Raw genomic sequence first — 18,975 nt, 5'->3', positions numbered from 1 at the left:
TGCGATGCATGGTTTGCCGTTCAACAAGCTATAGGCTAGACAGCACAAAGACAAATGGAATGCAGAAATTTTACTTGCTCCCACAAAACACTTGGATACTTTTGAATTGGGAAGTTCCCCCGCTCAACTGGCAATTTTTGCATAAAGATATCTCTTCAGTAATTTACCCAAAACAGAGACACCTTGCTCAATCTCTTCTGGAGAAGGAGTGAAAGTCAACCGCATAGCAGGATATCCTTTCCTATCTGGGAAAAAGACTGAATGACACGGAACTAAAACGTTTTGAGATAAAGCTTCAATGCGTATTGTTTGAATGGGAGTGTGTTCTGGCAATTGTACCCAGAGAAATAACCCACCTTTCGGTACCGTCCACTTAGCTTCTTGGGGAAAGTAACGCTCTAGTGCTGCTAGCATAACATCGCGAGTGTGAAGGTTTTCCGTCCGCAATCGATTGAGGTGACGGCGCAGATGTCCTGAAGCCAAGTATTCGCTTACAATTGCTTGAGAAATAGTAGAGGTGTGAAGGTCATGAAGTAATTTTCGCTCAAGTATCTTATGAAAATGTTTACCTGTCACAACCATGTAACCGACTCTTAAACCGGGCATTAAAGTTTTAGAAAATGTCCCTAAGTATATAACTAAATCTTGTTTGTCAAAAGCTTTGATTGGCGCAGGAGCGGGTTCAAAAGTTAATCCTTCGTAAGCGTTATCTTCTAAAATCGGACATTCATATTTCTCTGCTAATGCTAGCAATGCTTGTCGGTGTGCTTGTGTTGTTGTAATTCCAGTAGGATTGTGTAAGGCACTAATTGTGTATATGAGTTTTGGACGATGGCTCTTGAGATACTTCTCCAGTAAATCTAAATTCATGCCTTGAGCAGTCATGGGAATACCAATAATTTTAGCTCCCAAGTTTTCCAAACTCGCAAGCGCACCAAAATAAGTGGGCGTTTCTACGATCGCCCAATCTCCCGGCTGTAAATAATACTGCAATGCCAAGGACAGCCCTTGCTCGGAACCACTGGTAACAATTAAATTTTCTGCTGTCACCTCCATCCCTTGCTGTATCAGCATTTGAGCAATTTGTCTGCGAAGAGTTAGCTGTCCTTGAGGTAAGTCATATTTAAATAAGCCATCGGGAGCCTGTCTGAGTGCTCGTCTTGCAATTAAATCAATATCTTTTGGTGGATGAGGAAAACCACAACCAAAATTAACCATTCCTGGCTGGGTTTGTGCTTCTACCGTAGCCGTATACATATCAAAAAAACTGCTTCTACCCTGCTCTGGAATGATGACATTTTGCACGGGAGCAAATGTTGATTTTAATTTAGCAGAGAAACGATTGATACTATTCACAAAGTATCCCGCTCCCTGACGGGCGGAAATAATTCCATCTGCTTCTAAAACGTTGTAAGCCTCAACAATTGTGAGTTTATTAACTTGCAAACTTTCCGCTAGCGAGCGGATGGAAGGAAGACGATCGCCTGGTTGCAGTACACCAGAGTCGATCAGACGACTGATGCGATCGCGTATTTGCAAGTAAATAGGTTTAGCTGATTCCCGTTCCAACCAAATCTTCATAATGGTGCATTGTTGAAAGACTACAACATTACTATTACTTGTAATATAAGTGATTTTTTCTTTCTCGTTCTAGTACAGTTTCATCAATTTTTACCAGAACAGTTCTGCATCTTGACAACTGTTCTAGTACAAATCGTTAAAAGTGTACCTTCTCTGTTAAAAATTTCTGAGAGAAAGTAGAAGTAACAGCTTTTATACCAATTTTCCAAATCTTTGAGCCAAATGCGATTCCCCCACCTAAGGTACGCGGGGGAATCGCGTGTAGCGATCGTTGGGTGAAATGGTATGACTTTTCCCAGGATGTAAATATGAAAAGCATGAATTTCAATACAAAAATCTTGCCAGCCATTCAGAAAACTTGGCAACAATTTGTAACGTTTTTGATGAGAGCTTCTGAATTGCAAGTCTGGCAGGAATTAGATCGGAAAGGACAAGTTTTTTCCTGGCATGCTTACGATCCAATAACAGGACGTTCGGCTTGTTTTGGTTCTGAAGAAGAAATGCGGCTCTGGATTGAGCAGTGCTATTACAAGTCTTAGCGCTTTGTGGACTTGGGGAACAACTACAATCTCTCAAACGTGCCCTGCCAACACAGTAAGTCTCCTGTCTCAGCATCGTAGATGAGAGTTTGTACCACATTGATGGGAAGCTTGTTTTGTATGCCAAAGTTTTTATAATATAAAACTTTGACATACCATATCATTTCCCTTGGTAACACACTATGAAAAATTAAATTTTTATCTACGGCCACTTGAAAGGGAACTAGATCGGCTGAGAGCAAACGGGCGCTTTCTGGTAATTTTGAGATGATGTGTTCCCTAGAAATGAACCGCTCTATTGATAAAGATCTTTCTCCATTCGCTTGCATAATAGGTCAATTTAAAACTGGCTTTCCTACTTTTTTGATGTTTTAAAATACAACATTTTATATTAATTTTTGTAATAAAATGCCTTATAATGAATATAGCTTTTTGTCTAAATCAAATCCTCTCTCTTAGGTAAGATTTTTTATAAGTAATTAGAGGGAAATTTAGTAGGTTGGTTTGAAAACCGAACGCAACTGGAATGCTTGTTGATATCAACCTCTTTAAAATCATACTTTTGTATCTTGACAGGGTTGCTCTTTGCTTGTAATGCTTTCTCAAGGTTCTACCTTGAAAAAGACACGGGCATACGACAAAAGAAAAAATACTTTTTTACGCTGGATGGTGAAATTTGTTCATTAGAACTGCCTCCAACTTTTAACTGCTTCCATTTGGGTGGGACAGGAGTTCAATATGATAATAAAAATTATAACAAAAATTCTGTAAAGACGGGCTTGTAAGTGTTAACGGTGACTGAGTCACTCGTGCTCCCTTATTTGATGTGCAAGTAGGTAGCTTAAACGCTTTTTTAGGCGAGAAGAAGCTTTCTTAAGTTGAGTGCGAGTTGACCTTGAATGCGATCGCACTGAACTCCATGGCAAGACAAATAAACCTGTATCTCCCAAACACTGGGTTTCTTAGGCTAAGTTAGCATTATATTAATAAGTGGTTCAAACTAAAAAACATAAAATGTTCAGTTATGATTCGCCTCACTCAGTACTCTCATGGTGGTGGCTGTGGCTGCAAAATTGCTCCTGCCCAATTGCAGGAAATTTTACGCCAAGTTCCCTTAAATCAAGGGTTAGAGCAACTGCTAGTAGGGACTCAAACGAGTGATGATGCAGCAGTTTATCAACTAAACGATGACCAAGCCCTAGTGCTGACAACAGATTTTTTCATGCCTATTGTTGATGAACCAGTAGATTTTGGACGAATTGCAGCGACAAACGCTTTGTCTGATGTCTACGCCATGGGTGGAAGACCAATTTTAGCCTTAGCAGTGTTAGGTATGCCAATCAACACCCTACCGATGGAAGCAATTCGAGGCATTATGCTAGGTGGGGCTGCAGTTTGTCAGGAAGCGGGGATTCCTCTTGCAGGCGGGCATTCTATTGATTCCCCGGAACCCATTTTTGGCTTGGTTGCAGCCGGATTAGTGCATCCAACGTCTGTGCGACGGAACGCCACTGCAAAACCAAAAGACAAGCTGATTCTGACGAAGCCTTTAGGGATTGGAGTTATGACGACAGCCCTGAAGAAAGGTCAATTGACACCAGACGCTTACGAATCAGTTCTTAAGGTCATGACACAGTTAAATAAAGTAGGAGCTGCTTTAGCTACTCATCCTGATGTTCATGCCATGACTGATGTCACGGGATTCGGGCTGCTCGGTCATTTACTGGAGATTTGCCGAGGGAGTGAAATTAGAGCTAAAATCTCATTTTCTCAGATTCCCATTTTACCAGAAGCTAAAGCTTTAGCATCGCAAGGCATTTTTCCGGGTGCTGCAAAACGCAACTGGGACAGTTATCGATCTGAAATTAAGCAAGCAGGGTTAACGGATTCCTTTGCTCAATGGGAAACTTTACTGCTAGCAGATCCTCAAACCAGTGGCGGTTTGTTGCTTGCTGTAGCACCAGAAAGCGCTCCCGCCATTTTAGAACAACTCTTAGCAGAGGGATATAGCTTTTCTTCTGTCATTGGTGAATGTACGGTGGGGGAGGTAGGAATTGAAGTCAGCGATCGCTGACCGCTCCACTCGTTCCCAGGTAGAAACTGGGAATGCACATCGAGGGGCTCCACCTCGCGTGTCACTCCAAAATCAGAGGCAGAGCCCCCTATCCCCTATCTTCAAACAAACGATCGCCCTTGTGCAACCGATAAGCCATTTGATAAGTTTGAGCTTGCGATCGCATGGTAGGTGAGTGTGCAGCTAAATACCTACTTGCAGCTATGAGTACGTGAATGCCTGCATCCGTGTGTCCTAATAAAGAATACTGCCGGAAGGCTGCTTCTATTTCCTGAATCACATGGAAATCTCGATTTTCTCGCAACATTAATTTACCAAGAACTGCCATCAATTGTTCTGGTTTGCCACCACCATACAAGTAATAACCAACCACCCGACCGACTTCGTTGACTTGCTGTTGTCGATCCAACAACTCTGGTAGTTGCTGGAGTAATGCCTGTGGATTTTCTCCTGAGTCCTTGGCTTCTGGAAGTCGGGCTGGTGGAACATTCAAAAAACGGTTGAGATAAACGCTCATTGCTGCATCAAACACGCCTCGCAGTAACTCCATTGAAGATACGCGACGCAAACCTTGATGAACGGCATTAGCAAAGGTAAAGGGATGGTGGGCTGTATCCCAGTCCCCAAAATCGTTATTGGTATTAAAGCGAGCAACACGAAGGGCTGCAGCATAAGTGACAACCCCTGCTAGTTGCTCTTCAGTACAACCTTCTCGCAAAGCTGTTAACAGTATATTAGCTATTGCTTGAGGATTTTCACCCAAAAGAATAGGAATCAACTGTTCTCGATTAGACCAACTTCCCTGTCGGGCTTGTCCTTCCTTTAAAGCAGCAGGCAACTCGTCAAATGCAGATTCCAAAATGGCTACCAGATCCACTGGATAACGCCAGGAATTTGACTCTTCCATGCGTGAGGCATTTGCTAAGCCGGGAATCAAACTCGCTAAAACTTGCTCTGCTTGTTGCCAATCGACAGCATCTAGCGCTTCTAATGCTTTATTAATAAAGTCAAAGGTGTGACCCACATCAATATAACGATGGTCTGTTGCTGCTGCAAACAACATATCTGCAATTTGCTTTTTCTCTGCACCCATACGGATGGCAGAGATAAGACACCGTTCTGCTGCTTCACTATCCCGCCTTTCAATAAATTGGCGGAACCAGTTTTTTAGGGTAGTCAAGTCAACACTAGAATTAGGCAATGGGTGAACCACAAAGTGAGGCGGCGCACTTCCACTGTCACGGGCTACGGCTGAGAGTCCTTGGTAAAGAGCGAGGGATCGATCTTCTGGATCTAAATAAGGTAACAAGTTCATCATGCAGGTGTGCATGGTTAAGCCCGTACTCCAACCTTCTTTGTTGTAACGAGTGCCAAATTCCAATCCTACTCGGAATGGTTCGGTAGAATCTACTCCCATATCTAGCAAAGCTATGACGGATTTGGCAATGACAAGGGAAATACCTTGTTCCAATCCATCTTGAAGCCGTTGGCGTTGATGAACTGCGCGATCGACTTGGGAAGCTAAATTTACCCACACTTCACCATCCCGAATTTCTACAGGAAAGGCACGGACATCATCAGCCCAAGAATCAAATGTTCCACCACTAGCCAGGTCGAAGCGAGCATAGTGCCAGGGACAAGTCACAATTCCATCTTTGCAAGTACTCCCATGGAGGGGAAAACCCATATGGGGACATCGGTTGTCGATCGCATAAATCTTGTTATCTAAGTAGAAAAGTGCGATGGCGTGCTTATCTGTATGAATTAGCAGGCTACCTGCTGCTTGAACATCTGCAACAGAAGCAGCACGAACGTAACGCTCTTGACTGGTTGTAGTATCAAAACTTTTTGTCATAGTTATTTTATGATAACAACAACTCATTTTCTGAGTTTACAGATATTTACTTTTTAGCCGCAGCAACCAAAGACACTCCAACGATGACAAACATGATACCCGCAATCCGTAATGGATTAGCTGGATACCTAGTCAAGCCAATTGCACCATAATGATCTAGAACAAGCGCTGCTATCATCTGTCCGGCAATTGTTAGCCCCAACGTCAGTGCTGCTCCAATTTTAGGTGTGGCAAAAATCGTTGACCAAACATAGAGAGTTCCCAAACAACCACCTACCCACATCCACCAAGAACTTTGGGATAGTAAAGCCAAACTAGGACTTGGATAGCGAGCCAAGAAACAAATAGCAAGCGATGCAAGAGTACCAGCAAGATATGAAATAAAGGTGACTTGCATGGGCTGACCGACATAACGTCGCAAAAGAGTGTTAAGAGCAACCTGAATAGGTAACACCGCGCCACCAATAAGTGCTGCTACTAGGTAAAAGCTTCTTTCATTCATAACACTGGTATAACTTTACAATAAAGGATCTGGGAAATTGCACGCGCTACTTTCAATAGACCGTTTGCGAAACAGAATTAACCCACTAGTGGTCTACCACATAAGTTTTAATGGCCACTCACCTCGTTCCTTGGCTGAGCCTAGGAATGCTGTCTTTGGAGGCTCCGCCTCCTGTGGAGAGCGAGGCTGAGGCTCGCCGACTGGTTCCTAGCTTCTACCTGGGAACGAGAGTGGGTAGTGCGTTCACTTACCCAGCAAAGTTGATGTGGCGGACCACTAGTACAGCATCAAGGAAATAAAGCAACCATTAGACAAAAAGCTTTTATTGTAAGCTTTTGTGCCTTCTGCCCCATAACACAAGGTATTTCTGCTTTTTTGTACTGGAAGTTTTTTTCTAAAACTTTTTTTATAAAATTCAGTTTAAACAACCGTATAAACTTTGTAAACTCAAATATTGCACTAAGAAAATTTGATATATTCTAACATACACTCCTATTCCTAAAGCTCTTATTGTACGTATAAAAGTCTGGAACAACGCTGTAGTTTTATTACGCTGCTTTTGATTCAGCACAGAATTACACGAATTAGGGGCAAAATCTGAATCAAGAGTTTTCTTTTCCTCTTATTGACGGGAAATCTGACTAATTTTGCAAAAATAAATAATGAATTGAGGCGATGTCGTGTAAAATACAAAAAAAAGCCCGCTGTGTGGGCGGGGATATCTTAAGAAAATCACACTTGAAAAGTAGCAAAAGAAAATAAGGATTTTCTGAGGTTTGAGTAATATATTGACTCGCTTGCTGCGGTAGTATGTACTACGCTGTTCATACGTTGCTATTATGAGTAGAATTTTCAGATATACAAAGAGTCTTTAAACAGCACGTCCCTTTTTCTCAAGATACTGCTGGTGCTCTGGAGTGGCTAGGTAATATTCACTAGCAGGAACAATCTCCGTCACAATATCTTTATCGAATTTCCCTAACTGCTGTTGCTTTACCTTAGAGGATCGTGCAATTTCTTCTTGTTGGGGATTGTGAAAAAAGATAACAGATCTATACTGTTCGCCTCGATCTGGTCCCTGACGATTGAGCGTTGTCGGGTCGTGGATATTCCAAAATACCTCTAGCAACTCGTCGTAACTTACCTGTTGTGGGTTATACTCCACCTGTACGACCTCAGCATGACCTGTTATTCTTGACAACACATCAAGATAAGAAGGGTTGGGAAAATGACCACCCATGTAGCCAACTGAGGTTGAGACAACACCTTTGACTTTACGAAATGCTGCTTCTACACCCCAAAAACAACCAGCACCAAACGTCGCCAAATCCATTGTATTCTAAATTGGTATTGAGTTCTGTAAATATTTTAACGGTTATTAACCATGCCTAAATACCAGGCGCACTACCCCCAATACTGCTCGGTTAAAGAAATTATCGCGGGAGACAAGCAGGGGATGTAGGGGGTGCAAGGGGGTGCAGGGGAGGAAAAAACGGCAAAACCCGACAAGTATTAGCACTACCCCCACAGTCAGCACATAACAGAACTGAGCTTCAACTTCGTTTATTATCGCTTCACTGATAGAACATAAAAGCCATGACTACAGGAAAGAGAACGCCTGTTGAAAATGTGTTGTTATTGTTGGTAACTCTCGTAACTGTGGCAGCAATATTTACCCAATTGCAGAAACAGACCAAATGTTATATTGGCGATCCAAATTGCGATCCCAAGGCTTATGAGTGGTATAGACCTTTGAACAAGGGAGTCAGATCCCCCTAAATCCTCCCTTTTTAAGGATGACTTTCAGAGTATCTGGAAAATTAGGACGCTAAACGAGTTGTTTGAAAACACGCCTTAGGGGGGATCGAGTCTTCTCTGAACCATATTGCACTATAAGCGAGTTTTTTCGCAGTCAGCAGGGGCTTATCTGTTTTGCTATTTTCTGTAATTCTACTCTGTTCTTAGATATAAACGCGTGCCATATTATATATATAATATACTGGACTAATTAACAATGAAAGTTTTTATTAGAAACATAGCAACGGTTGTACTTGCTTAGTGACGATTTTTTATATGTATAATTTGTTTGCAATTGGCCTTAACAGCAGTTGTTTGCCAAACAGTTACAGCAAGCTATCATTCCAATAGCTTGCTTGCAGGATGTATTTTATGTAGAAATGCAGAAATACGACTTAATAACAGCTACTTGATTTTGCCAAGAAGCAGAGCCTATTTATTTTACCGCGAAGGGTATTTTTAGGCGGTCGTGTATAAACTCTTCAAATGGTGCATCTCTAGCAAGAAACTGGTTTTTAAAATTACTATACCGATCTCTTGCTACATATAGTATAAAAAACATTTGTTTTTGCAAAAAATACGATGAGGAAATTATGAATATTTTAGATGCTTGCAAGCTCAGTCGAGAAATTAGTCAAGATGTTGAGAAATTGTTTAATAATAGTCGGCACCAAATCAAGCAGTATTTGGGTGAAGTTATTATATATGACTTGAACTATGTTACTTGGAGAGTAAAAATTTGTTCTCCAGAAACACGCGGATATTACCTAAAAACTTCACGTTTGCACATTCAAGATATTAAAGTATCTATCCCAGGTAATAAAACATATTTAAAAGTGACGCCTGATGAATGGGAAGTTTTTTATCAGTTAGCCCATGGTGTTGAAAATGTTCGCGATCGCGCCCAGGATATTTTAAACAAATTGGTTGGATAATATCTGAACCGTATGGGCTTATAAACTGTCTCACTCAATTCCCGTAGGATTGGGATAGGTCTCAACTCAATCGCCTCCACCCACAGTTCTTGAATAAGAGAACAATGGGTTTTATCTTTTAGTAAGAATGCGGCTACCTTATGCTCCTGTGATAGATTACTGATTGATTCCTTTGTAATTTATTTTCAATCGTCTTACCTCAGCGATCGCCATCGCCCTATTTGGCTTACACGATGATTATCTTAGAGACAGTCGCAAGAAACAGAAATCGAGATCGCCTAAAGCAAGTATTAATTTTTCATTTTTCAAGATTTGTTCGGAATAGGCAATCGCACTTGTGTAGAACAAACTGGGTGTGAAAAAAGCTTATAGGGCAAACCGTACAATAATAGTAAAAAAATATACTAAAAATATCCGGGAAACAATAAAGCTATCATTGAAATTAATATTAGTCAACATTCAATGATATTTATCTTACAGGCATCTGTTTATGGAGCCAGGATTAAAGTTACTCATCCAACTTGTACTAGAGTTTGCACCTGTTATTGCAAATTTTATAGAAAAAAGAAGTGAAGCCAGTTCCTCTATAACAAAATTTATTCCTACAGAGGAAATCAAGCAAGTTCTTGAGACTGTCAGTAGCGCCAGTCAAAGCATGAGTTATGTGAAAGAAGCAGACCAAGAAAAAATTCAACAACAGCAGTTAGCAGTTTATTATCATAAAGCACAATTACAGATAGCAACGTATCAGCGTGAAACAGCTCTTAAGCTACCTGAAGTTAATAAAATTTTTGACAGCTGGCCTTTGCGCTTATCACCTTCACAGATTTTAGAATCTCATCCTAAGAATGGACGCACCCCGCTAAAAATTTTCCTTGCTCCTCCCAAGATCGAGTTTGATAAGTACGATCGCCGTGAAGAAGATATTTCCACTATAGAGTTAAAATTAGCAGAAGGATTGCGAGATTTTCTTAACAACTATTACTCACTTCACGATCCTGTCAGACCAACAGAGTTTTTAGCAGGAGCTTGGGATAGCAAACGTTTTCACAGCGAATCTAGTATTAAAGCTCTGTATGGAATGTTGAAAACAGAGCCTGTTTTGATTTTAGAGTCTGAGGCGAGTGGCGATTACCTCAATTTCCGCATTGGTTATTGGGGGATTGGACAAGAAAACTATTATTATAAAACCATTGCTCAATTACCATTAAAAGAAATTGTTTATCAATCAGCTAAAAACCGTGCTTTGGAGTGGAGAAACATTAGAGATGAACTGATAACGTTGGGCGAAGATTTAGAGGAAATTCGCATTCTCGGTCAAGATAATGCTGCTAACTTAGAAATTTTGGAAAAGGAGGAAAGATGGAAAGCTAAAGGAATTGATGTCAGTAAATTATCGTTAAAATATCACGTCAATCATCAAGATCTTGAAAAACTTTGCCAGATTTTAGTAACTTGCCATATTCTAGCAGCCAGTTGGGTAACCGATTCTTACCACTTAATTTATCATGATGTGCCCCCTAGATTACCAGAATTGCTGCCCAGTTTGTTAGAAGATAATCTTGATGTGACAACACTACAAGCGATCGCAACAGGTTACAAGCAACTTTACCAAGCACTACAGATAGAACGCGATTACTGGATTCCTGAATTAGCTTTGCAACTCGCTCACAGTTTGTCTCATTTAAGCGATCGCAGTTGGGCACAGCAACAACTTGACTATTCTATCAACGCTTGGTTGAGATTGCGTCAAGTTACCCATCAACCAGGAAACCACCTTTTAGAAGAAATGCGATCCGCCGTGAGAGTAGAAGATGAAGAATATCTAGAAAAGTTAAAACAATGTTTTGCTATGGTTGGCGACAATCAAAGCATGATTTATGTGAAAGGGCTTTTGAATATAATAGCTAACCTCAAAGCACAAAGAAAACAAGAATCTGCTTATTATCTGAGCTATACTTTAACCGGGCATTCTGACAAAATTACATCAGTTGCCATTAGTTCTGATGGGTTGACTGCAGTCAGCGGTTCGGCAGATAAAACTATTAAGGTATGGAATCTTTCAACTGGAAAAGTGATTCGCACGTTAACAGGAAATATTGGAGAAGTCTCATCTGTTGCGGTTAGTGCTGATGGAAATTTTCTGGCTGTTGGGAGTTGCGAACATCCTAAAAGTAACGTTAAAGTTTGGTATCTTCCAACAGGTAAACTAGTACACACGCTCCTAGGTCATCAAAAACCAGTTAACTGTATAACTATTAGCCCTGACGGACAAATTTTGGCTACAGGTAGTAATAAAATTAAAATCTGGAACCTGCAAACAGGCGATCGCATTTGTACCCTTTGGCATTCATCTGTAGTTTATGATGCTGTTATCAGTTCCGATGGCACAACTTTAGCCAGCGGTAGCAGCGACCATAAAATTAGGTTGTGGAATCCACGCACAGGCGATCCATTACATACCTTTAGCGGACATTCAGGTGCTGTGAATTCAGTCGCTATGAGTTCAGATGGTTTACTTCTAGTTAGTGGTAGTGCTGATGCAACTGTTAAAGTTTGGCATCTAGACGGCGGTCAAGTCCTCCATACTTTAACTGGACATTCAGATGAAGTAAAATCGGTAGCCATCAGTCCAGATGGGCTAAGTATCTTCAGCGCCAGTGCAGACACAACAATTAATATGTGGTGTTTGCAGACGGGAGAATTGCTACAAACTTTCTCTGGACATTCAGCAGTCGTGAATTCTATTGCTATAAGTCCAAATGGTAAATTTATCGTCAGTGGTAGCTCCGACAAGACAATCAAAATTTGGCAGTTAAATAGTCAGCCATAAGCAGTGCTTACTTCTCCTCTCGTTCCCAGGCGGAGCCTGGGAACAAGGGTGAGTACGGCTGCAAGATCTGCGATTTATTGAAGAAGTCGAGAATCTGATAGTATATTGAGTGGAGAATCATTGTGTAACGCAAAAGTAGCGATATATACAAATATTTGTTGCGATATACTGATAGACCAAATGATTTGTGTAGCAAAGCAAGATTAATGGCAGAAAGTATTGAAAATAAAGGTATGAAGGAATTTTTATTAGAAGTTGGTACAGAGGAGCTACCTGCGGGATTTTTGAGTAATGCTCTGACCCAATGGCGATCGCACATTCCAAAAACACTCTCAACCAACAGTCTGTCCTACGATGCTGTAGAAGTTTACGGAACGCCCCGCCGATTGGCTGTTCTTATCAAAGGTTTACCATCTCAGCAACCAGATAGAGAGGAAGAAATTAAAGGTCCGCCAGCCCAAGCAGCATTTAAAGATGGCAAACCAACACCTGCAGCCCAAGGTTTTGCCAAAAAACAAGGTGTGGAACTAGATGCGTTGGAAGTCCGCGCTACAGATAAGGGAGACTTTGTTTTTGTACAGAAAGTGACTCCCGGTCGCCCAATTACAGAAATTTTAACAGAACTTGTACCGGAATGGATTTGGAGTTTAGAGGGTAAGCGGTTGATGCGCTGGGGTGATGGAGAGCAAAAGTTCTCTCGACCTATTCGCTGGTTAATTGCTTTGTTAGATGAGACGGTTTTACCGATTAAGTTAGAGAATGGTTCTGAGTCAATAACAAGCGATCGCATTTCACAAGGTCATCGCATTTTGCATCCGCAACCCGTAACAGTGACAAAAGCAACTGACTACGTTAACGTATTGCGTTCTGCTTGTGTTGTTGTAGATACCGAAGAACGGAAAAATACCATTACACAGCAAGTCAAAGAGTCAGCACAAAAGTTAGATGGTTACGCAGAAATCTACCCTGATTTGTTAGAGGAAGTCACAAATCTTGTGGAATTTCCCTCATCTGTTGTTGGCAAATTTGAATCTGAATTTTTGAACCTACCTACTGAGGTGATTACCACTGTTATGGTAAGTCACCAACGCTATTTTCCCGTGTTCAAGTCGAGCGATGCGAAGGAACTGTTGCCATATTTTGTAACGGTTTCCAATGGCAATCCTGAAAAGTCAGAAATTATTGCTGTCGGAAATGAAAGAGTTATCCGGGCTCGCTTGTATGACGGTCGATTTTTCTACGACTCGGATTTACAAAAGCCCTTGGAAAGCTTTTTGCCTCAATTGGAAAAAGTAACATTTCAAGAAGATTTAGGTTCTTTACGTGCAAAAGTAGACCGGATTTGTAAAATTGCCCAACAAATTACAGAACAACTACAATTGGGTGAAACCGAAGGAGAAAAAATTCTAAAAGCTGCGTTACTTTGCAAAGCAGACCTAGTGAGTCAAATGGTATATGAATTCCCTGAGTTACAGGGAATTATGGGACAAAAGTATGCTGCGGCTAGTGGAGAATCAGAGGAAGTATCAGCAGCTATTTTTGAACATTATTTACCCAGAGGAGCAAATGATATTCTACCCCAAACTTTAACAGGTCAAATTGTGGGGTTGGCAGACAGACTGGATACTCTAGTTAGTATCTTTGGATTGGGTATGATTCCTACAGGTTCTTCCGATCCCTTTGCCCTACGACGAGCGGCAAATGCTGTTATTAACATTACCTGGGCTGCTAACTTACCAATTAATTTACAACAGTTACTAGAACAAATTGCTGTGGATTTTGTCAAAGCACATAACAAAGACAAACAGCAGTTAGTGACGGTTTTAGAGGAGTTCTTCTTGCAACGGCTCAAGACTTTACTACAAGAAGAAAAGCAAATTGATTATGACTTGGTAAATGCTGTTTTGGGGGAAAATGACCCAGAATACGCGGAAAGGTCATTAAAGGATTTATTGGATGTTCGCGATCGCGCCTTATTCCTCCAACAAATTCGCAATGATGGTACGTTAGATAACATTTATGAAACAGTCAACCGCTCGGCTCGTTTAGCAACACAGGGAGATTTGGATACACAACAGCTCGATCCAACAGATGTAATTCGCACTTCCCTTTTCCAAAAACCTTCAGAAGAAGCATTCTACAATAGCATTGTAGGTTTAGTACCTCAAACACAAGCCGCTAAGGAGTCACGAAATTACAGACAGTTAGTCACAGCCCTAGAGAAGATTGCGACCACAGTTAGCACCTTTTTTGACGGTCCCGACAGCGTATTGGTTATGGACCCCGATCCCCAAATCAAACAAAATCGGTTAAATTTGCTGGGGTTACTCCGCAATCATGCTCGTGTATTAGCAGACTTTGGTTCCGTTGTCAAAAACTTGTAGCACAATTTGATAAAAAAATTGTGTAAAGATTGCCGATTAACGCTAGTATATGAGAGCTTGACCAGGGATACCTGCCACAGTCTATGCCAAGAGCTCATGTAATTGGATTAGGAAAGTCCGGTGTTGCTGCGGCGAGATTGTTGAAACGGGAGGGTTGGGAGGTAGAGCTAAGCGATCGCAATACTTCCCCCAACCTTCTCCAACAACAACAAGAACTTGCCGCAGAACAAATCGCTGTGAAACTGGGCTATTCTCTAGAACTCGCTCCATCAGATTTACCCCAATTAATCGTTGTTAGTCCCGGCGTGCCTTGGGATATATCACCATTACTTAAAGCACGAGAAATGGGGATAGAAACCATTGGCGAAATGGAACTTGCTTGGAGAGAGTTGCGATCGATTCCCTGGGTTGCAGTTACGGGTACGAATGGAAAAACGACGACAACATCCTTAATTGCTGCCATTTTTCAAAAAGCAGGCTTAAATGCTCCCGCATGCGGTAACATTGGCTACGCAGCTTGTGAAGTTGCCTTGTCCCTTGAGAGGAATGGAGGACGGGGAGAGGGGGAAAGTGGGGGAGAAACCTCAATCCAAAATCAAATTGATTGGGTGATAGCGGAACTCAGCAGTTATCAAATAGAATCATCACCTTCAGTCGCACCTAGAATTGGTATTTGGACAACTTTTACGCCCGATCACCTCAGTCGTCATAAAACTTTAGAAAACTACTACAACATAAAAGCTCATTTGCTGCAACAATCGCAGTTGCAAGTGTTTAATGGTGACGACCCCTACCTAAGACAAGTGGGAGAAAAAGAGTGGTCGAGTGCTTACTGGACAAGTATCAAGGGGAAAGAGAGTTTATTAAACTCCAAAGGTTACTACATTGAAGATGGTTGGGTTGTAGAGACAAAAGGTGGTGCATCTTCAGAAGATGAACGCATTGTAGAAGCATCGACGTTGCGAATGGTAGGAGAACACAACCTGCAAAATTTGTTAATGTCCGTTGCTGCAGCAAGGCTAGCAGGAATTCACAAAGATGCTATTGCTCGATCTGTCCGTGAATTTCCTGGTGTTCCCCATCGTCTCGAACATATCTGTACTTGGGAAGGCATCAATTTTATTAACGACAGCAAAGCCACGAACTATGATGCGGCTGAAGTGGGTTTAGCTTCCGTGAAAAGCCCACTTATTTTAATTGCAGGTGGAGAAGCTAAAGCTGGTGATGACACGGGATTTTTGGCAAAGATAAAAGCTAAAGCAGCCTTTGTATTGCTGATAGGGAACGCCGCTCCTGCATTTGCCCAACGTTTGCAACAACAAGGGTATGAAAGCTACGAAGTTGTAGAAACAATGGATAGGGCTGTTTCGAGATCGGCAGAATTGGCAAAACAGTATCAAGCACCAGTCGTACTGTTATCTCCTGCTTGTGCGAGTTTCGACCAATACGCCAATTTTGAACAACGGGGCGATCATTTCAGGCGATTGTGTTTGGAAATTTCTCACAAGTAATTAACCCAAATGCGATACGGCTGTACTCCGCGATCGCTGAATAAGAGTTTTCTTAAACAGCATTCTGTAAACTTTTGTAAAATGCTCGGAAATGTTGCGTAATTACTCTGTAATTTGCCGATAACTCATTAAATGCTGCAACAACAATCAAATTTAAACCCTGTGTTGTCAAACACTTTTGTCAAACAGGGTTTTTACTTGTTAACTAATATTGAGTATATGGAGAAAGTATGAATTTTTTGTAAAGGAAGAGTATCGCTAAGATAGCAGTCCATTGACGATCGTAGTAAAATCACGGATTTTCGATATACTGCCGTACAGGGATTGTAAAATCTTAGCAAAGTTCAGCAATCAACTTGATAATCCTTACTGTAAGGTGGTAAAAATTTACCAGGGTGTATCAATCTAAAAACAAAAAAGTAAACTTAGAAAAAATAAGGTAACTTTGTGTTTACCGTTTGATACATATTTTTTAATAAATATATTTTTGGGGCAGGGAAAATTGCAGTATGAAAACTGAATTAAAGGATATATATATACCGTTAGAAAATGGGAAGGGTGAAGATTTTAACCAAGAAATACAGACTTTATTGTTGCAGTCTTCAGAAAATTACAGTGTTTTAATGAGCGCGTTTAACAAGTACAGATTAGCGGTTAAACAAAACTTAGATCCCAGTCTTAGTGGTGAAGAAAGTATTTTGCTTTTAGCAAGTTTAATTGAGAAAATAGCTGATTCTTTGCCCGGTTACTTGAATGATGAACCTAAAGTGAGAGTCAATTTATTTCAGAAGACAAGAGAAAAAATATTTCAGTTGAAGTATTTCTTCGGGAAGCCACCAGTTCAGTAAAATTGTTAAGTCTTTTTTAAGAAGGCAGAAACTAGATAAGGAAAGGGCATAAAGTAAAGGGCAGAAGGCAAGGGCTATCCATAGTTTTTGTATAAAAGCAATTCCTCTCTACACAGGCTTATAGGGTAATATAACAGCAGTTGATTCCCATAAATAAATGTATGGCGATCGACAAAAGCATAGCAGCCTCGCAAAATCTCTTGATTATAAGTGTGGGGATGTCTTTTAACATTGGTGCCTTCTGCTTTTCGACATTAAACTCTCCAAGAAGAAAAAATGTTCGTGCAAATTCTATAAAGATTCGTTAAAATTTTCGTAAAACAGCCCGTCTGCTCGTGAGAAATACTTAGAGCAACGCATCGGCTCTGGGCATGGTTGTTTTTAAACCCATTGGTGTGTGTATGATATTGATTCGCGATCTGGTTAGACAAGTTATGATGACTGGTTTTCTTAGTGTTGCGACAGAAGAACAACTACGGCAACTTCTAAGAACAAAATATGATACAGAAGATTTAAACGCTTTTATGAGTTTACAAGAAGCCGCAATGGCTGGTTTGATTCGACAAGAGTCACGTGAAAGTATTATGGCAACCAACGGGGATGAAAACCCACTAGAGGAAGCTGTTCTGGCTTAATCTCTGCAGAGGCTGAGGGGTCAGAGATAGGTAGCAAAGGCATCAACCACAAACTGCTAGTAGATATTGCTTGACCGTCATCAGTTGTCAATAGATTTGCAGGCGAGGAACCCGTAGGAGTTGATTGTGGCACAATTTGGTCAAACAGCAAACCCAAACCGTCAGGTGCTAAACTCATTTCTACATTCCGTTGTTCGGCAGGAAGTACCATCAGAGGTTTCTGTTGCCCGCTTTTTAGATCTAGCGCGACTAAGTAGGGTTGCTCTTGATACAATCCTCCTGGTAGTATTTGTGTCAGCAGACAATATAGAGTCGGTGAAGCAGTATCAAACTGGCAGCTAAGAATCGATCCCGGCGTGCGTAGCAGTTGTCTCTGAATTCCTTGGTTAGTCACCAAGAACAAATCTTTTGTGTAGTCCGTATTAAACTTAACCATTGCTGCTTGAGAACCATCTTTAGAAAAAGCTTGCACCAGACCAAACTGTGGTAAAAAATCTAGGGGTTTGCTAGCATCCGATTGTAATGGTAATATTGCTGCACCCTGTCCTTGTGCAACCGCCACAGCTTTACTATCTGGTGTAATCACAAAGTCTCCTACGGGTTGACTTTGCAAGCGTTTCAGAACTGGTCCGTCAGAATCGTTGCCATCATTGTTTTGATTTGCAGGCAGAAACCACAACCCAAAGTCACTGGGGTCATCTTTTTTACCTCGTTGCACAACAATAGTTTGACCGTCTGGAGATAAGTCAAATTTCAGATTTTGATATTCTTTGTTATCTAAAATCAGCTCGATTTTACTAGCTGGTTCTGCTTTTTTATCGGAAATTGCAGAAATCCCCGTGGTTGTAGTGTATAGTTGAGATGAAGTTAAATCCTGAGTATTAGTAGAACGAGCTGAAAATAAAATTTTCTCTCCATTTGGAAATGGCTTATAGTCCATCACAACTAAATCTTTAGGTGTCAGAACTTTTTTTTGCTCTTGAGTTAAGTTGTAAAGAACTAATTGCCCTTTATCTTCTTTGTCAGCCCCTACATAAAGAATCACTCGATCTCTCGTGCGGAAAGTTCCTGTAAAAGGTTTTATTAACCTGTTTTTTCCCTCTTTTTCCGAGAATTTATCTCTTGCACCTTGTAACTTGACATTATAATTGGTTCCGTAAGGCGCTGGTGTGAGCAAAGTATAAACCATTCGCCGCCCCGCCCAACTGACTTTACCTGCTAGAGGTGGATCGATTCTCAAATTTTCCTCTACAGTTTTTGTGTCCATAGGACGACTAAAAGTGAGGGCAAAAGAAGAATCATCTGCGCCAATTTTTTGATTTTCCCAACTAAAATTCCTGACACCTGGTTTAACCGCATCACCTTGTAAGATCAACAGCCCTGTCAGCAGGCTAAGGATAAGCAAAAATGATATTGCAACACGATCTATAGGATGGAAAAAAGCTTTGGTACTCATTTGTCGATGGTTAGTTGTTAGTTGT

Annotated in this window: 15 protein-coding genes; 9 read left to right on the top strand and 6 right to left on the bottom strand. The window is 41.0% G+C overall.

Features of this window, described 5'->3' with window-relative positions:
- Positions 1 to 123 precede the first annotated feature (123 nt).
- A complete protein-coding gene (locus tag HC643_RS34465; RefSeq protein WP_038086890.1) occupies positions 124 to 1,581 on the bottom strand; it encodes an aminotransferase-like domain-containing protein in 1,458 nt (485 codons plus the stop codon).
- 308 nt (positions 1,582 to 1,889) lie between these two features.
- Between HC643_RS34465 and HC643_RS34460 the strand changes: the two genes are divergently transcribed.
- Positions 1,890 to 2,120, top strand: a complete 231-nt coding sequence (locus HC643_RS34460) for a hypothetical protein (protein WP_038086888.1) — start codon at positions 1,890 to 1,892, stop codon at positions 2,118 to 2,120.
- Positions 2,121 to 2,143: 23 nt separating this feature from the next.
- Here the strand turns inward: HC643_RS34460 and HC643_RS34455 are convergent, their stop codons facing one another.
- Entirely contained in the window at positions 2,144 to 2,449 is a 306-nt protein-coding gene (locus HC643_RS34455) for a hypothetical protein (protein ID WP_038086886.1), read from the bottom strand.
- A gap of 695 nt (positions 2,450 to 3,144) precedes the next feature.
- Between HC643_RS34455 and selD the strand changes: the two genes are divergently transcribed.
- A complete protein-coding gene (gene selD / locus HC643_RS34450; RefSeq protein WP_038086877.1) occupies positions 3,145 to 4,194 on the top strand; it encodes a selenide, water dikinase SelD in 1,050 nt (349 codons plus the stop codon).
- 88 nt (positions 4,195 to 4,282) lie between these two features.
- Here selD and HC643_RS34445 read toward each other — a convergent pair whose 3' ends face one another.
- The 3 genes from HC643_RS34445 to msrA all read right to left on the bottom strand — a co-directional run bounded on the left by HC643_RS34445 (position 4,283) and on the right by msrA (position 7,884).
- Positions 4,283 to 6,049, bottom strand: coding sequence for a Rieske (2Fe-2S) protein (locus tag HC643_RS34445; RefSeq protein WP_038086874.1), 1,767 nt, complete (start codon positions 6,047 to 6,049; stop codon positions 4,283 to 4,285).
- Positions 6,050 to 6,095: 46 nt separating this feature from the next.
- Entirely contained in the window at positions 6,096 to 6,551 is a 456-nt protein-coding gene (locus tag HC643_RS34440; protein WP_038086872.1) for a DMT family transporter, read from the bottom strand.
- Between the two features lie 871 nt (positions 6,552 to 7,422).
- Positions 7,423 to 7,884, bottom strand: a complete 462-nt coding sequence (msrA, locus tag HC643_RS34435; protein WP_038086870.1) for a peptide-methionine (S)-S-oxide reductase MsrA — start codon at positions 7,882 to 7,884, stop codon at positions 7,423 to 7,425.
- Between the two features lie 263 nt (positions 7,885 to 8,147).
- On the opposite strand from msrA, the gene HC643_RS34430 reads away from it, so the two are divergent.
- The 7 genes from HC643_RS34430 (at position 8,148) to HC643_RS34400 (ending at position 17,494) form a co-directional block, all read left to right on the top strand.
- Entirely contained in the window at positions 8,148 to 8,330 is a 183-nt protein-coding gene (locus HC643_RS34430) for a hypothetical protein (protein ID WP_137986545.1), read from the top strand.
- Positions 8,331 to 8,941: 611 nt separating this feature from the next.
- A complete protein-coding gene (locus HC643_RS34425) occupies positions 8,942 to 9,283 on the top strand; it encodes a hypothetical protein (RefSeq protein WP_038086867.1) in 342 nt (113 codons plus the stop codon).
- 490 nt (positions 9,284 to 9,773) lie between these two features.
- Positions 9,774 to 12,116: a WD40 repeat domain-containing protein gene (locus tag HC643_RS34420; protein WP_050046533.1), complete on the top strand. Its 2,343-nt coding sequence runs from the start codon at positions 9,774 to 9,776 to the stop codon at positions 12,114 to 12,116.
- 233 nt (positions 12,117 to 12,349) lie between these two features.
- Positions 12,350 to 14,500 (top strand): glycine--tRNA ligase subunit beta, encoded by a 2,151-nt coding sequence (gene glyS / locus HC643_RS34415; RefSeq protein WP_038086942.1) that lies wholly within the window; start codon positions 12,350 to 12,352, stop codon positions 14,498 to 14,500.
- Between the two features lie 83 nt (positions 14,501 to 14,583).
- Complete coding sequence (gene murD / locus HC643_RS34410; protein WP_038086864.1) at positions 14,584 to 16,011, top strand: UDP-N-acetylmuramoyl-L-alanine--D-glutamate ligase; 1,428 nt, start codon at positions 14,584 to 14,586, stop codon at positions 16,009 to 16,011.
- Positions 16,012 to 16,520: 509 nt separating this feature from the next.
- The gene (locus HC643_RS34405; RefSeq protein ID WP_038086862.1) at positions 16,521 to 16,859 is read left to right on the top strand and encodes a hypothetical protein; all 339 of its coding nucleotides are present in this window, start codon (positions 16,521 to 16,523) and stop codon (positions 16,857 to 16,859) included.
- A gap of 401 nt (positions 16,860 to 17,260) precedes the next feature.
- Positions 17,261 to 17,494: a hypothetical protein gene (locus HC643_RS34400; RefSeq protein ID WP_072040844.1), complete on the top strand. Its 234-nt coding sequence runs from the start codon at positions 17,261 to 17,263 to the stop codon at positions 17,492 to 17,494.
- Here the strand turns inward: HC643_RS34400 and HC643_RS34395 are convergent.
- On the bottom strand, positions 17,442 to 18,950 hold the full coding sequence (locus HC643_RS34395; protein WP_038086861.1) for an Ig-like domain-containing domain: 1,509 nt from the start codon (positions 18,948 to 18,950) through the stop codon (positions 17,442 to 17,444). The two genes, HC643_RS34400 and HC643_RS34395, sit on opposite strands and share 53 nt — an antisense overlap.
- Between the last annotated feature and the right edge of the window lie 25 nt (positions 18,951 to 18,975).

This window comes from Tolypothrix bouteillei VB521301, from assembly GCF_000760695.4.
Lineage (GTDB): Bacteria > Cyanobacteriota > Cyanobacteriia > Cyanobacteriales > Nostocaceae > Scytonema > Scytonema bouteillei_A.
The sequence above is the reverse complement of the archived record's forward strand: the minus strand, read 5'-3'. Positions and strand labels throughout refer to the sequence as shown.

What these genes read in the sequence shown, in the direction of transcription:
- HC643_RS34465 (WP_038086890.1), bottom strand. Translation starts at nt 1,581, where the DNA reads ATGAAGATTTGGTTGGAACGGGAATCAGCTAAACCTATTTACTTGCAA.
- HC643_RS34460 (WP_038086888.1), top strand. Translation starts at nt 1,890, where the DNA reads ATGAAAAGCATGAATTTCAATACAAAAATCTTGCCAGCCATTCAGAAA.
- HC643_RS34455 (WP_038086886.1), bottom strand. Translation starts at nt 2,449, where the DNA reads ATGCAAGCGAATGGAGAAAGATCTTTATCAATAGAGCGGTTCATTTCT.
- selD (WP_038086877.1), top strand. Translation starts at nt 3,145, where the DNA reads ATGATTCGCCTCACTCAGTACTCTCATGGTGGTGGCTGTGGCTGCAAA.
- HC643_RS34445 (WP_038086874.1), bottom strand. Translation starts at nt 6,049, where the DNA reads ATGACAAAAAGTTTTGATACTACAACCAGTCAAGAGCGTTACGTTCGT.
- HC643_RS34440 (WP_038086872.1), bottom strand. Translation starts at nt 6,551, where the DNA reads ATGAATGAAAGAAGCTTTTACCTAGTAGCAGCACTTATTGGTGGCGCG.
- msrA (WP_038086870.1), bottom strand. Translation starts at nt 7,884, where the DNA reads ATGGATTTGGCGACGTTTGGTGCTGGTTGTTTTTGGGGTGTAGAAGCA.
- HC643_RS34430 (WP_137986545.1), top strand. Translation starts at nt 8,148, where the DNA reads ATGACTACAGGAAAGAGAACGCCTGTTGAAAATGTGTTGTTATTGTTG.
- HC643_RS34425 (WP_038086867.1), top strand. Translation starts at nt 8,942, where the DNA reads ATGAATATTTTAGATGCTTGCAAGCTCAGTCGAGAAATTAGTCAAGAT.
- HC643_RS34420 (WP_050046533.1), top strand. Translation starts at nt 9,774, where the DNA reads ATGGAGCCAGGATTAAAGTTACTCATCCAACTTGTACTAGAGTTTGCA.
- glyS (WP_038086942.1), top strand. Translation starts at nt 12,350, where the DNA reads ATGAAGGAATTTTTATTAGAAGTTGGTACAGAGGAGCTACCTGCGGGA.
- murD (WP_038086864.1), top strand. Translation starts at nt 14,584, where the DNA reads ATGCCAAGAGCTCATGTAATTGGATTAGGAAAGTCCGGTGTTGCTGCG.
- HC643_RS34405 (WP_038086862.1), top strand. Translation starts at nt 16,521, where the DNA reads ATGAAAACTGAATTAAAGGATATATATATACCGTTAGAAAATGGGAAG.
- HC643_RS34400 (WP_072040844.1), top strand. Translation starts at nt 17,261, where the DNA reads ATGATATTGATTCGCGATCTGGTTAGACAAGTTATGATGACTGGTTTT.
- HC643_RS34395 (WP_038086861.1), bottom strand. Translation starts at nt 18,950, where the DNA reads ATGAGTACCAAAGCTTTTTTCCATCCTATAGATCGTGTTGCAATATCA.